The sequence below is a fragment of the Huijunlia imazamoxiresistens genome, assembly GCF_037132455.1.
In the GTDB taxonomy this organism is placed as follows: Bacteria; Bacteroidota; Bacteroidia; order Chitinophagales; family Chitinophagaceae; genus Flavisolibacter; species Flavisolibacter imazamoxiresistens.
In genome coordinates, this window is record NZ_JBBBEI010000007.1 from 251,586 (window position 1) to 264,507 (window position 12,922).

Consider the following 12,922-nt stretch of genomic DNA (forward strand, 5'->3'; position numbering starts at 1 on the left):
CAGAATTCTCCTGTCCGCTTATAATCCCAGCACGGCCTTCAGCCGGGGGTATCCCGCCTTGCTCACCGGCACGCGGGCGCCGCTTTTAAGGGTGGCCAGGTGGTTTTCCTTTTCATACGGGTCGATGCGGGTGATCTCCGATACGTTGACCAGGTAGGAGCGGTGCACCCTTACGAACTGGGCTTCCGGCAGGGTTTTTTCAAAATGGCCCAGGGTCTTGTTTTTCAGAAAAATGCCGCCGCGGGTATGGATCCGGACGTAATCGTCGGCCGCCTCCAGGTACTGTATTTCGGGTACAGCAATGATCTGGATCTTGCCGGCGTTTTTGACCACGATGCGGCCGGCCTGCTGGGGCAGGCTGCCGGCCGACTGCAGCAGGGCCTGCGTGGCGGCCTCCCGTTGCACCGGGGCCTGGTTCAAAAACTTTTCCAGCGCCCGGTCGAACCGCTCCTGGCTGAAGGGCTTGAGCAGGTAGTCCACCGCATGGGTCTCAAATGCTTTCAGTGCGTATGCGTCAAAAGCCGTGGTAAAGATCACTGCCGGCGGCTGCTCCAGCAGCTCCAGCATCTCAAAGCCGTTGATCTTGGGCATCTGTATGTCCAAAAAAACCAGGTCGGGCTGGTGCTGCATGATGGCTTTCACGCCCTCGAAGCCGTCGCCGCATTCCTGCACCACTTCCATCTGCGGGTAAAACTGCAGGTATTCCCGCACCATCAGGCGGGCCAGGGGTTCATCGTCTATGATAATCGCTTTCATCCTTTTTGCGGGATTTTTATGGTGGTGAAGAACTGGTGGTCCCGGGCTTCGGTGCGGAACAGGTCGTTGCGGGCAAAGAGCAGGAACAGCCGCCGCTGCACGGAGCTCAGGCCAAAGCCGGTGCCCTGCCGCGGCAGGGTAGTGGCGGGATCGAAAGGGTTTTGCACCGTCAGCACCAGCAGGTTGTTTTCCAGCGCTGCCCGGACGGTGATGGTAATGTCGCCTAACGTATCGTACAGGCCGAACTTGATGGCGTTTTCCACGATGGGCTGCAACAGCAGGGCCGGCAGCATAGCCGTGCCTCCTTCGGGCCGCTCAATCACCGTTGCCAGGCGGTGGCCGAAGCGCACCTTTTCGATGTCGAGGTAGAGTTGCAGGTGTTGCAGCTCTTCGTCGAGGCTCACCCACTGGGCTTCGTCTTTTTTGAGCGTGCCCCTCAGGAAGTCGGACAGTTGCTGGATCATGGTGCGGGCCTGCTGCGGCCGCAGGCCGATGAGGGCGTTGATGGAGTTGAGGCTGTTGAACAGGAAGTGGGGCTGCAGTTGCTGGCGCAGCTTGTAGAGTTCTGCATCGCGGGCCAGCCGCTCGGCCTCGGCCTTGCGCTGTTCAGCCTCCTGTTGTTCCTGCAGGGTGTACCAGAGCACGCTCAGCAGGGTCATGCTGCCGATGACCAGGAAGCCGATAGCCAGCCGTACCGGCAGGGACTGGGAAAAAAAGTAGGCGTAATCGGCCACGTTGAGCGTGAGCAGCATCAGCAGCGACCGGCTCAGGAGCAGCCACAGCAGCGCCAGCATGCCCACCAGTCCCAGGTAAAAGCCGTAGCGCTGCTGGCGGGGCAGGTAGTAGCCCAGGATGGTGCTCACCAGCAGGCAGGCGCCCGCCAGCAGGCCGTTGCCCACCACGCTGTCGAGCAGGGCCAGGGGGTACGCAAAGCCGTACCAGTGCAACACCTGCACATGCAATACCATCCACAGCAGCCAGCAGGCGGCGAACAACAGTCGAAAACGGTGTATGCGAAAAGGAGCGTTCACGAGTTTACAAGTTCACGAGTTCCAGAGTTCTGTTCCAGAGTTCAGTTCCTAAGTTCCTGAGTTCAGTGGAATGGATTTGGGTTTCGGTTTTAGTTTTGGAAGAGTTGTTGGCAGGATTCATTAATAGCTGTTTACATTGTAAGTTTTGCTTTTCTGCTCATTCGTTCTGCTTTGGCGTGGGCCAGTTCGATGTAAGTTTCGGCGTTATCCACTTCCTGTATTTGCGAATACAGTTCGGTGCCTTCGGTTAGGGCAAACCGGTAGACTTCCGGTACGTTAATGAATTCCCAGTGTACGGGCTGGCCGTATTGGTTATAAAAAGTTTCATCCTCGGCTTTACCCAGGTCACAGGCTTTTTGAAAAGCTTCCTCCCTGTCGGCAGCTGCGATCAGCCGCAACTGCTCGTCAAACTGCGGCCGGTGCGTCCCGTCGCCGCAAACGATGCGGAAAACAATTTTAGCGATATACCATTTCATGCAGAAATTATTTTATTATAACCGAACAATTGAACTTGTAAACATCTATCCTTTTAACTCAGGAACTCAGGAACCCTGGTTAGTAACTCTTGATCTCGATCCCTCCAAACAAGCAGGTGCCTTCGAGGCGCACTACTTTGGTGGGGTCGGGCGGAACGCCCTGGTTCTGGCGCTTGTCATCCACGCCGCCGAAGATGGTCACGATCTCGCTTTGCACGTCCCAGGTAGGAGGGATGATCAGTTTGGTGCCGCCGAAGATGTTGGTGGCGTCCAGGGTGATGGTGCCGTTGATGTCGGCCTGTGCCAGGTTGATCTCCGTGCCTGCCATAAAGGTCGTCACATCGCCGCCTTTGAAATCCTTGGACAGCACTACCTTTTTTACACCGCCGAAGAAGGCGGTGACATCGATAAAATTATTGCCGTCCCTTTCCACTTTTATTTCCTGCATTTCGTTTGTGCCCGGCTGTTGTTGTTGCCAGGAGCCGCGTTGCCACCGGTTCCGGCAGTGCCGGTTTTTGGGACGGAACATCAGTGCCAGGCCGGCGATGATTATGAGAAAAGGCCAGATGTAGTTCTTTAGTTGCCAGCCGGGATTGACTTTGTCTGCCAGGAAGAGGGAACCGACCAGGATCAGCACGAACCAGGGGCCGCGGCGGAAACCATGGCGAATGCCGGAAAAAAGGCCCACAACGATCAGGATCGACGGCCAGGTAAACAGCCAGTTGGGGAACAGTACGCCTGTTTGCCGTAACAGCAACACCACGCCAACGCCGATGACGAGCAAGCCGGCCCAGAATTGATTCTGTCCTCTTTTCGAAGCAGGTTGAAAGTAGTGATCCCTATCCTTTGCCTCGTTATTAAAATCGCTCATGTTGCTTTGATTTTTTCTCAAAGTTGCAGCGCAGCAGGCTGGGAGGCAAGGCCGGATAGGTAACCGGCAGGCGGGCAGCCGGTAAACGGCAGGATTTTACCGGTAAACGGCTTTTTGTTGAAAACAAAATCCCCGGTGTGCCGGCGGGAATGACTGCGGTGGCGCACCGGGGAAATCTTTTAGAGGCTTGCTTTACTTCAGCTCAGATATGATCCGGGGGCGCATCGCCACCGCCATGGACCGGCCGGTTCCTTTCGCCGGATTCGCTCATTTGCCGGTGCATCTGGGCGGCATTCAGGCTGTCGGGCAACACGTTGGCCATGACCGACTGGAATTGGTTCTTCGCGCCCGATATGATACGGCTGTTGCCGCTCATCAGGGCCCGGTAGCCGTCGCGGGCCACTTCCGCCGGGTCGGCGATATCGGATTCCTGGTAGGCTTTGGTCTTTTCGGCCCCGGCCTTCCGGAAAAAGTCGGTATCACTGACGCCCGGTTCGAGCACCGTCAGGGTAACGGCGGAATCTTTCAACTCCTCGATCAGTGCTTCTGAAAATTTCAGCACAAAGGCTTTCGAGGCCCCGTACACCGCCATCAGCGGGGCCGGGATCTCGCCCAGCAGCGAGGACACCTGAAGGATCTTGCCTTCGTTGCGGGCCATCATATCCTTTAAAAACAGCTTGGTCAGCACTACCAGAGAAGAAACGTTCAGCTGAATGATGTCCAGCTCCCGTTCCAGGTCGGTTTCGAAGAATTTGCCCCACTCACCCTGGCCGGCATTGTTGACCAGCACATCCACGGTAAGGTTTTGCGCCTTCACCGCCTCGTAAATTTCAAAGGGGGCTTCCGGGTGAAACAGGTTTTTGGGCAGGGGCACCACCTCCACCCCGTATTGCTGCGACAGCTCCTCTGCCGTTTTATCCAGGTGCTGCTCGTGCCGGGCCACGATGACAAGGTTATAGCCGTCGGCAGCAAACAGTTTGGCAAATTCATACCCGAAGCCGCTGGTCGCCCCGGTGATCAGGGCGTATCGGTTGTTCGCATTGGCCATAAAGAATATTTAAGGTGAGACAATACGTTTTTGCCGAAAATTGTATGCCACTAAGAACAAGTTTACGAGTTTACAAGTTCACGAGTTCACGAGTTGGGTTCCAAAGTTCAGTTTCTGAGTTCCTGAGTGGAGGGGTTACCTTGTTTATTGTTTATTGCCAATTGCCTGTTGCCTGTTGCCTATTGCCTATTTTTTTCTTATTCCATAATTATAGTCTTATTACGGTGGACGAAGACCTGTTCGTTGAAGACCAGTTGGAGGGCATTGGCCAGCACGATCTTTTCCACGTCGCGGCCGGCCTGGGCCATTTCCTTGGCACTCTGCGAATGGGTGACGGGGATCACGTTCTGGGCAATGATGGGCCCTTCGTCGAGGTTGTCGTTGACGAAGTGGGCAGTGGCCCCGATGATCTTGACGCCCCGCTCGTAAGCCTGCGCATAGGGATTAGCGCCGATGAAGGCCGGCAAAAAGGAATGATGGATGTTGATGATGCGGTTGCTGAAATGAGCGACGAACTGCGCCGACAGGATGCGCATGTACTTCGCCAGCACCAGGAACTCGGGTTCGTACCGCTGTGCGGTCTTCAGCACCTCGGCCTCATGCTGCTCCCGGCTGATGCCTTCATGGCTGATAAAATGAAAAGGAATGCCGAACTTTTTAGTCAGCTCTTCCAGGGTACGGTAGTTGCTGATCACGCACAGGATGTTGGCCTGCAGCTCATTGAAAGCATGGCGCACCAGCAGGTCGCCCAGGCAGTGGTGCTCCTTGGTGGCCAGCAACACAATGTTTTTCTTTTTGCGGCCGGTCAGTTTGATGTCGGCATCCGGAAGCAGTTGTTGCAACTCGGCGAGCAGTTGGTCCCGGTCGAACTCACCCGAAAACTCGGTCCGCATGAAAAAATGGTTCAGGTGCCGCTCTACGAACTCGCCGTTGGAAATGATGTTCAGGTTGTGCCTGAAAATTACCCCGGTAATTTTGTGCACCAGCCCGCTGCGGTCGGCACAGTTGATCAAAAGAATATGTGATGCCATAAGGATCTTGTGTTTTCGCTCCGAATATAAGGGCAGCAAAGATAGCGGCAATCAAAAACGGAACCGGCTTCCTTTCATCACCTTTATATCGGACCCTTCGGCCAGGAAAACCGAAAGGGGCGCCGCCTGCAGCGCCTCGCTGAATTCCTTTCCATACAAGGCGGCGGCATTGCAGTGAATGTCATAGCTGAGGACGGGATGTACGCGCCATTTGGGGTGCTCCACCTGGTACTGTCCCGTATGCTGGGGGCCGATGGCCGTATAGCCCCAGTAGTGCTCGGTAATAAATTCCTCTTCCGACCCTGCTACCAGCGGGTGGGCCTGCTGTTCGGCCTGGGCTTTCAGAAAATTCCATTCGCGGCCCACCTTCCAGTGGTACTCCACCTGCAGCCGCTCCTCCGCCCGGCCCCAGTGGTGCTTCATGCGGTGGGTGGCGTATTTTTCGCCGTAGATGGTGTTGGCGACAAAGGTGATCATGCGTTTGGGCACCAGCTCCTTGAGGAACACCACGCCCCGCTTCCACAGCCCGTCCTCCTTGTAGCGCACATAAAAGCGCAGGTTCACCTCCTCAAACGTGGAATGAAAGGGCACCTGCACGCCCCGGATGCGGGTATTGGCAAACAGGAAGCCCACCAGGCTGACGTAATGCACCCCGTTAAATTCGTCCAGCTCGGTTTGGTAGGGGAGGTAGCGTTGCAGCACGGAAGGGTCGATGGCATAATTGGCCATCAGCAGGTTCTGCCAGGCAGCGGTGAGGAAAACGGACATTTACTAAAGGTAAAGGGAATTGGTTAATTGGTTAATTGGGGAATTAGGGCTAGTGGAGCTGACTGGTGCATCTGAAAGGTTCGGGCTAATGAAAAAATCAAATTCGAAATGAACGTAGCGGAGGCCAGGGCCCAATTAACCAATTAACCAATTCCCCGTACAACGTACCTTTAAAGAAATCATTGCCATTATGTCAACATCCGTATTTATCGTGGGTATGGCCCGGACGCCGGTGGGCAGTTTCAACGGGGCGCTGGCATCGGTGCAGGCGCCGCAGCTGGGTGCTATCGCCATTAAAGCCGCCCTGGAGCGGGCCGGCATCACTGCCGCGCAGGTGCAGGAAGTGTTCATGGGCAACGTGGTGAGCGCCAATATCGGGCAGGCCCCCGCCCAGCAGGCCAGCATCTATGCCGGCATCCCCACCTCGGTCAACTGCACCACCGTCAATAAAGTGTGCGCCAGCGGCATGAAGGCCATTACCCTGGCGGCCCAGTCCATCCGCTGCGGCGACAACGACATTGTAGTGGCCGGGGGCATGGAGAGCATGAGCAACATTCCTTATTACCTCGAAAAAGCCCGCAACGGCTACCGCCTGGGCCACGGCATGCTGATCGACGGCCTCATCCGCGACGGCCTCTGGGACCCCTACAAGGATTACCACATGGGCAATGCCGGCGAATTGTGCAATACCACCTACAATATTACCCGCGAAGACCAGGACAACTTTGCCAAGGACAGCTACATCCGGGCGGCCAAAGCCTGGGAGGAGGGGCTCTTCAACGACGAGATCGTGCCGGTGGAAGTGGGCGGCAAAACCCCCGTGCTGGTGAGCGAGGACGAAGAACACAAAAAGGTGAATTTCGATAAAATGGGCGCCCTGAAGCCCGCCTTTGATAAAGAAGGCTCCATCACGGCGGCCAATGCCTCCAAGCTCAATGACGGGGCTTCGGCGGTGGTGCTCATGAGCGAGGCGAAAATGAAGGAGCTGGGCGTAAAACCCCTGGCACGCCTGGTAGCCTATGCCGATGCGTCGCAGAATCCCGAGTGGTTCACCACCACGCCGGTAATGGCCATGCAGCGGGTGCTCGATAAAAGCGGCCTGACGGTGGACGATATCGACTTTTTCGAGGTGAACGAGGCCTTTAGCTGCGTGGCCATCATCAATGCCCGCGAGCTGAATATTCCTACCGAAAAGCTCAATGTCTGGGGCGGGGCGGTGGCGTTGGGCCACGCCATCGGCAGCAGCGGCGCCCGCATAACCATCACTCTTTGCTCGATCCTGCAGCGCCACGGGGGCCGCTATGGCCTGGCCGGCATCTGCAACGGCGGCGGCGGCGCCAGCGCCCTGCTGCTGGAAAGAGTGTAAAGGTAAGTACGAGGCACCAAGTAAGGAGGCACAATCAGGCGTTGCCGGATTCCTTTACCCCGCTGTATTTAATGCGGAGGGCAAGCACCGTTGCATTCAGCAAAAAGGAAAAGCTGTTGGTGACGATAATGGGCCAGTCCTCCCGCATCAGCCCGTAAACGGTCCACAGGGCCAGCCCGGACAGCAGGACCACCAGCATCACCACCGAAACATTGTCGGCCTCTTTTTCCTTAACGATTTTTACCAGTTGGGGCAACATGGACACGGAGGTCAGTGCGCCCGCCGCCATCCCGATCACTTGCATCAATTCCATAAAAAGGTGCAACAAAAAATAGCGCCAGTTTTTTTCTGGGCTATCGGCAACGCCGGAGAGGGTCGGCGACGAGTTTTTATATGTAAATTGTTGTGTATGTTTTCTTTAAAGGCCGGCCGTGGAGAAAAAGGAGGGAGGGATGCCCAAAAGAAACAGCCGTTCGCCCTTTTATGGGCCCAATCCCCCATTGCGGGCCGGGAGCGGGCTTATTATAAAATCCCACGAATCCTGTTCTTAATTTAGGTTTTATGGAGTTGCTCCGCTAATTTTGCCCCCGCTTATTCTAAATTATCCTAAATGAGACAAATTCCATTTCGCGAGGCATTACGGGAAGCCATGAGTGAAGAAATGCGCCGTGATGACCGTGTTTTTTTAATGGGTGAAGAGGTTGCCGAATACAACGGCGCCTATAAAGTAAGCCAGGGCATGCTGGCCGAGTTCGGACCCCGTCGTGTGATCGACACCCCGATTTCAGAGCTGGGCTTTACCGCGGTTGCGGTGGGCGCTGCCCAGAAAGGCTTACGGCCGATTGTAGAGTTCATGACATGGAATTTTGCCGTGCTGCCGTTAGATCAAATTTTAAATACCGCTTCCAAAATGCTGGCCATGAGCGGCGGACAGGTTTCCTGCCCGATCGTTTTCCGCGGACCCAACGGTTCGGCCGGTCAATTGGGCGCCCAGCACTCCACCTCCTTTGACGCCATGCTGGCCAACATCCCCGGCCTGAAAGTGGTTGCCCCCAGCAACGGCTACGATGGCAAAGGACTGCTGAAGCAAGCCATCCGCTTTGAAGAAGATCCCGTTTGCTTTCTGGAAAGCGAGCTTTCCTACGGCGACAAATCCGAAGTGCCGGAAGAAGAATATTATATCGAACTGGGCAAGGCCGATGTGAAAAAGCAAGGCCGCGACGTCACCATCGTTTCCTGGAGCAAAATGATGAAGGTGGCCTTAGGCGCCGCCCAGGAACTGGAAAAAGAAGGTGTCAGTGCCGAGGTGATCGACCTGCGTACCATTCGCCCGCTGGACTGGATGACCGTCCTGGAAAGCGTGAAGAAGACCAACCGCCTGGTGATCGTTGAGGAAGAATGGCCGTTTGCTTCGGTTTCTTCCGAGCTGGCTTACCGCATCCAGAAGGAAGGTTTCGACTACCTGGACGCCCCGGTTCGCCGCATCACCGGCGCCGACGCTCCCCTGCACTATGCCGGTAACCTGGTAGCTGCCGCCCTCCCCAGCGTGGGCCGCACCGTACAACTGGTGAAGGAAGTGATGTACCTGAAGAAATAAGCGCGGCGGAGCCTACCGCTTCCCGTTCTGAGATAGTTTTGTGAAAAGTTGCGTGTTCTGCACGCAACTTTTTGCTTTTTAAGGCCCACCTCTTTATCTCTTTTCCCTCTTTTTCGCTTAGCTTCATACTGCAACAAGGGTTGCATACGTTAACCTAAACCTTAACCATTCATAGCACATATGGCCAGCATTCTGATTATCGATGATGAAAAAGCAATCCGGAAGACGCTTACCGAAATCCTTTCTTTCGAAGGATACAAGATCGAAGAGGCTTCGGATGGCGAGGAAGGATTAAAAAAATTCAAGGAAAAGACCTTTGATGTGGTGTTGTGTGACATCAAGATGCCCAAGATCGACGGGCTGGAATTTTTACAAAAAGCGGTGGAGGCCAACGCCGACGTGCCCATTATCATGATCTCCGGGCATGGCAATATCGAAACGGCCGTGGAAGCAGTGAAGAAAGGGGCTTATGATTTTATCCAGAAGCCGCCGGACCTGAACCGCCTGCTCATCACCATCCGCAACGCCATGGAGCGCAACAGCCTGGTGAGCGAGACCAAGGTGCTGCGCCGCCGCGCCAACCGCGTGCAGGAAATGATCGGCGACTCTCCGGCCATCCGGAAAATTAAAGATACGATTGAGAAAGTGGCGCCCACCGACGCCCGCATCCTGATCACCGGCGAGAACGGTTCGGGCAAGGAGCTGGTGGCCCGCTGGATCCACGAAAAAAGCAACCGGGCCGACGGTTCCCTGGTGGAAGTAAACTGCGCCGCCATCCCCTCCGAGCTGATTGAAAGCGAGCTGTTCGGCCACGAAAAAGGCTCCTTTACCTCGGCCATCAAGCAGCGCATCGGCAAATTCGAGCAGGCCAGCGGCGGCACGCTCTTCCTTGACGAGATCGGCGACATGAGCCTGAGTGCCCAGGCCAAGGTACTGCGGGCGCTGCAGGAAGGAAAGATCACCCGCGTGGGCGGCGAAAAGGAGATCAGCGTGGACGTGCGGGTAGTGGCCGCCACCAACAAGGACCTGCTGAAGGAAGTGGACGCCAAGAACTTCCGCCTCGACCTGTACCACCGCCTGGGCGTGATCCTCATCCATGTGCCCGCCCTGAACGAGCGCCGCGACGACATCCCGCTGCTGGTCGACAGCTTCCTGGACGAGATCTGCAGCGATTACGGCACGGCCAAAAAGCTCATCTCCGACGATGCCCTCAAAACCCTCCAGTCCTACAACTGGACCGGCAACATCCGCGAGCTGCGCAACGTAGTGGAGCGCCTCGTCATCCTGTCGGGCAAAACCATCACGAAAGACGATGTGAAGAGTTACGTTTTGCCGAATGCTTAAGGCATTCGGCGAAGTTTACGAGTTTACAAGTTTACGAGTTCCGCCCAGGCGGGAACAACTCGTAAACCCGGAAACTCGTAAACTTTATGAAGCATTCACAAACTCCAGAATCTCCTTATCCGACTTCAGCAGTTTTAAATTCATGAAGGGACGCTGGATGTCGTGGACGACGGTGCCGGAGGCCACGATGGTTTTGTCGGGAAAAGTGCGGCACAGCTCCTCGAAGTATTCGTCGGCGTAGAGGCCGGTGAAGTTGGTGATGAGGTGCAGGAACAGGTAGTGGATGCTGGCATCCTCCTTAAACTCCCGCAGTACGTCCCGCCGGATGTTTTTGCCCAGGTAAATCACATTCCGTCCTCCTTTTCGCAGCAAATAATTCAGGAACAGCAGGGGCAGCTCGTGGAATTCGCCCTCGGGCGAAAACAGCACCATCCGGGGCGCGCCTTCGACCGCCTTCAGCTTTTCGGTTTCCGCGATGATCTTGTTCTGGATGATGTAGCTGGAAAAATGCTCCTGGGCAGGAATTACCCGGTTGGTGACCCACAGCATGCCCACCTTTTGCAGGTAGGGATAGCACACTTCCACAATACATTTGTCAAAGCCGACCTGCCGGGAGATCTCGTCCATCAGCCCCGTAAAGCGCGCCTCGTTGAAGTCTACCGCCGCTTCCAGCAGCTGCAGGAGGTATAAAGGGTAGTTGGAGGGCGTGACCTCGGCCTTTCGTACTTCTTCCAGTATGCCCTGGTTATCCAATGCTGCGATTTTGGAAATCTTCCATCCGTTGTGGTAGAGGAAGGAGATCCGCAGCAATTGTTTCAGGTCATCGTTGTCGTAGATACGGTGGGCTGTGCCTTTTCGTTTGGGCTGAAAAAAGTCGTAGCGCTGTTCCCATATCCGTAAAGTGTGGGCTTTTATGCCGCAGAGATTTTCAATATCCTTAATAGCAAAATATTGCATTCTTTTCCTACAGGTTAAAATCCCTTCCTGTACTTTAGCAAAAACTTTGCTTAAAGCAGGTTTCATAAGGGTTTTAATATAATAAATTTGGCCGTTCAAAAAATTCGTACATGCCGCTTTCACACGTTCTGATTGTTTATTTGATTTCGGTGCTTCTGGTGTTTCTTCCCTCCTTTGGTTTGGCAAAGATGTTTCAAAAAGCCGGAGTTCCCGAATGGAAAGCGTACATTCCTTTTTATAATACCTGGGTGATGCAGCGGCTGGCCCAACGGCCGACCCACTGGGTGTACTGGCAACTGATCCCTGTGGTGGGCTGGTTCATCACGCCGGGCATTTTCATCGAGTTCGTAAAGCTGTACGGGCGTTTTTCTTTTGGCGACCATGTGCTCGCCGCCCTCTTCGCTCCCTTCTATTTTCCTTACCTGGGCTCTTCCAAAATGGTCCGCTATATTGGTCCCGAAGGGGTAAAGCGGTACAAGAAGCCGGGCTGGCGCGAATGGGTGGATGCGGCCATTTTTGCCATTGTTGCCGCCACGCTCATCCGCACTTTCGTATTTGAAGCCTATACCATCCCTTCGGGCTCCATGGAAAAAACCCTGCTGATCAACGACTTTTTGTTTGTCAGCAAGTTCAGCTACGGACCCCGGATCCCCAATACGCCCCTGTCTATTCCCTTTGTGCATAACTATATTCCCGGCACGGACCGCAAGTCGTATACCGAAGCGGTGAGCCTGCCCTATATCCGCTGGTTTGCCTCTCCGGTGAAGCGGGGCGACGTGGTGGTGTTTAATTTCCCTGCCGGCGATACGGTCATCAACCGCCCCGACTACCAATCCTTTCACCCGTACTACCAAACCATCAAAGAGCTGGGCAATGGCGACGAGGCCCGCGGCCGCCAGGTGCTGCAGAGCAATCCCGAAGAGTTTCCCCTGGCCGTGCACCCCGCCGATAAGACCGACAACTACATCAAGCGCTGCGTAGCCGTTGCCGGCGATACCCTGCAGATCCGGAAGGGCCAGGTGTTCATTAACAGCAAGGCACAGCCTTACCCCCCGAATTCGGTAATGCCTTACATTGTGCAAACCAACGGTCAAATGCTGGATCCCGATGTCATGAAGGAGGAATACAATATCGACATTACCAATGCCGAGCAGTTCCAGCCTATGGACAACAACATGTTTTTGATGATGCTGCCTTACGTTGCTGCCGAGAAAATGAAGACCAGCAACCTGGTGCGTGCCATGACCCCGCAGCTGGAGGATTCGGCCTACAACAACTACCAGTTCAACAGCTACGTGATCCACCACGGCTGGACCATCGACAACTTCGGGCCCATCTGGATTCCCAAAAAAGGCGGTACGCTGCCGCTGACCCTGGAAACCTATTATATCTATGAGCGGGCCATCCGCACCTACGAGCACAATGATTTCCAGATGCGCGACGGCAAGTTCTACCTCAACGGGCAGGAAGTTACTTCCTATACCTTTAAGATGGATTATTACTGGATGATGGGAGACAACCGCCATGGTTCGCAGGACTCGCGTTTCTGGGGCTTTGTTCCCGAGGACCGGGTCGTGGGCAAGGCCTGGCTGATCTGGTTCAGCTGGGAGCATGGTCCCCGCTGGAACCGGTTGTTCCGCACCGTGAAATAAGTGTTCAAACAGGTAAAATTTAAAA

13 protein-coding genes are annotated in these 12,922 nt (G+C 55.1%); 4 read left to right on the top strand and 9 right to left on the bottom strand.

Annotated elements, in window-relative coordinates; genetic code table 11:
• Window positions 1–18: 18 nt before the first annotated feature.
• From V9K67_RS11370 to V9K67_RS11400, 7 genes are all read right to left on the bottom strand, one after another.
• Complete coding sequence (locus V9K67_RS11370) at window positions 19–756, bottom strand: LytR/AlgR family response regulator transcription factor (protein ID WP_336722479.1); 738 nt, start codon at window positions 754–756, stop codon at window positions 19–21.
• Window positions 753–1,787: a sensor histidine kinase gene (locus tag V9K67_RS11375; RefSeq protein ID WP_336722481.1), complete on the bottom strand. Its 1,035-nt coding sequence runs from the start codon at window positions 1,785–1,787 to the stop codon at window positions 753–755. Before V9K67_RS11375 ends, V9K67_RS11370 begins: the two co-directional genes overlap by 4 nt.
• Window positions 1,788–1,918: 131 nt before the next feature.
• Window positions 1,919–2,263 carry a DUF4288 domain-containing protein gene (locus tag V9K67_RS11380; RefSeq protein WP_336722483.1) on the bottom strand — a complete coding sequence of 115 codons (345 nt, stop codon included), beginning with the start codon at window positions 2,261–2,263 and terminating at the stop codon, window positions 1,919–1,921.
• A gap of 79 nt (window positions 2,264–2,342) precedes the next feature.
• On the bottom strand, window positions 2,343–3,134 hold the full coding sequence (locus V9K67_RS11385; RefSeq protein ID WP_336722485.1) for a LiaF transmembrane domain-containing protein: 792 nt from the start codon (window positions 3,132–3,134) through the stop codon (window positions 2,343–2,345).
• 202 nt (window positions 3,135–3,336) lie between these two features.
• On the bottom strand, window positions 3,337–4,182 hold the full coding sequence (locus tag V9K67_RS11390; protein ID WP_336722486.1) for an SDR family NAD(P)-dependent oxidoreductase: 846 nt from the start codon (window positions 4,180–4,182) through the stop codon (window positions 3,337–3,339).
• 197 nt (window positions 4,183–4,379) lie between these two features.
• Window positions 4,380–5,213: a formyltetrahydrofolate deformylase gene (gene purU / locus V9K67_RS11395; protein ID WP_336722488.1), complete on the bottom strand. Its 834-nt coding sequence runs from the start codon at window positions 5,211–5,213 to the stop codon at window positions 4,380–4,382.
• Between the two features lie 51 nt (window positions 5,214–5,264).
• Window positions 5,265–5,981, bottom strand: a complete 717-nt coding sequence (locus V9K67_RS11400; RefSeq protein WP_336722490.1) for a YqjF family protein — start codon at window positions 5,979–5,981, stop codon at window positions 5,265–5,267.
• A 190-nt stretch (window positions 5,982–6,171) separates the two neighbouring features.
• Here V9K67_RS11400 and V9K67_RS11405 point away from each other — a divergent pair, with 190 nt between their 5' ends.
• On the top strand, window positions 6,172–7,347 hold the full coding sequence (locus V9K67_RS11405) for an acetyl-CoA C-acyltransferase (protein WP_336722491.1): 1,176 nt from the start codon (window positions 6,172–6,174) through the stop codon (window positions 7,345–7,347).
• Window positions 7,348–7,381: 34 nt separating this feature from the next.
• Here V9K67_RS11405 and V9K67_RS11410 read toward each other — a convergent pair whose 3' ends face one another.
• Window positions 7,382–7,660 (bottom strand): SemiSWEET family sugar transporter, encoded by a 279-nt coding sequence (locus V9K67_RS11410; protein ID WP_336722493.1) that lies wholly within the window; start codon window positions 7,658–7,660, stop codon window positions 7,382–7,384.
• A gap of 297 nt (window positions 7,661–7,957) precedes the next feature.
• Between V9K67_RS11410 and V9K67_RS11415 the strand changes: the two genes are divergently transcribed.
• A complete protein-coding gene (locus V9K67_RS11415) occupies window positions 7,958–8,944 on the top strand; it encodes a pyruvate dehydrogenase complex E1 component subunit beta (protein WP_336722494.1) in 987 nt (328 codons plus the stop codon).
• 180 nt (window positions 8,945–9,124) lie between these two features.
• Window positions 9,125–10,288, top strand: a complete 1,164-nt coding sequence (locus tag V9K67_RS11420) for a sigma-54-dependent transcriptional regulator (RefSeq protein ID WP_336722495.1) — start codon at window positions 9,125–9,127, stop codon at window positions 10,286–10,288.
• Window positions 10,289–10,372: 84 nt separating this feature from the next.
• On the opposite strand, the gene V9K67_RS11425 is transcribed toward V9K67_RS11420, so the two are convergent.
• Entirely contained in the window at window positions 10,373–11,245 is an 873-nt protein-coding gene (locus V9K67_RS11425) for a MerR family transcriptional regulator (protein ID WP_336722498.1), read from the bottom strand.
• A 188-nt stretch (window positions 11,246–11,433) separates the two neighbouring features.
• Between V9K67_RS11425 and lepB the strand changes: the two genes are divergently transcribed.
• Window positions 11,434–12,897 (top strand): signal peptidase I, encoded by a 1,464-nt coding sequence (lepB, locus tag V9K67_RS11430; protein ID WP_336722541.1) that lies wholly within the window; start codon window positions 11,434–11,436, stop codon window positions 12,895–12,897.
• The last annotated feature ends 25 nt before the right edge of the window (window positions 12,898–12,922 follow it).

Coding starts and splice junctions, on each gene's coding strand:
- V9K67_RS11370 (WP_336722479.1), bottom strand. CDS start 756: ATGAAAGCGATTATCATAGACGATGAACCCCTGGCCCGCCTGATGGTG.
- V9K67_RS11380 (WP_336722483.1), bottom strand. CDS start 2,263: ATGAAATGGTATATCGCTAAAATTGTTTTCCGCATCGTTTGCGGCGAC.
- V9K67_RS11385 (WP_336722485.1), bottom strand. CDS start 3,134: ATGAGCGATTTTAATAACGAGGCAAAGGATAGGGATCACTACTTTCAA.
- V9K67_RS11390 (WP_336722486.1), bottom strand. CDS start 4,182: ATGGCCAATGCGAACAACCGATACGCCCTGATCACCGGGGCGACCAGC.
- purU (WP_336722488.1), bottom strand. CDS start 5,213: ATGGCATCACATATTCTTTTGATCAACTGTGCCGACCGCAGCGGGCTG.
- V9K67_RS11400 (WP_336722490.1), bottom strand. CDS start 5,981: ATGTCCGTTTTCCTCACCGCTGCCTGGCAGAACCTGCTGATGGCCAAT.
- V9K67_RS11405 (WP_336722491.1), top strand. CDS start 6,172: ATGTCAACATCCGTATTTATCGTGGGTATGGCCCGGACGCCGGTGGGC.
- V9K67_RS11410 (WP_336722493.1), bottom strand. CDS start 7,660: ATGGAATTGATGCAAGTGATCGGGATGGCGGCGGGCGCACTGACCTCC.
- V9K67_RS11415 (WP_336722494.1), top strand. CDS start 7,958: ATGAGACAAATTCCATTTCGCGAGGCATTACGGGAAGCCATGAGTGAA.
- V9K67_RS11420 (WP_336722495.1), top strand. CDS start 9,125: ATGGCCAGCATTCTGATTATCGATGATGAAAAAGCAATCCGGAAGACG.
- V9K67_RS11425 (WP_336722498.1), bottom strand. CDS start 11,245: ATGCAATATTTTGCTATTAAGGATATTGAAAATCTCTGCGGCATAAAA.
- lepB (WP_336722541.1), top strand. CDS start 11,434: ATGTTTCAAAAAGCCGGAGTTCCCGAATGGAAAGCGTACATTCCTTTT.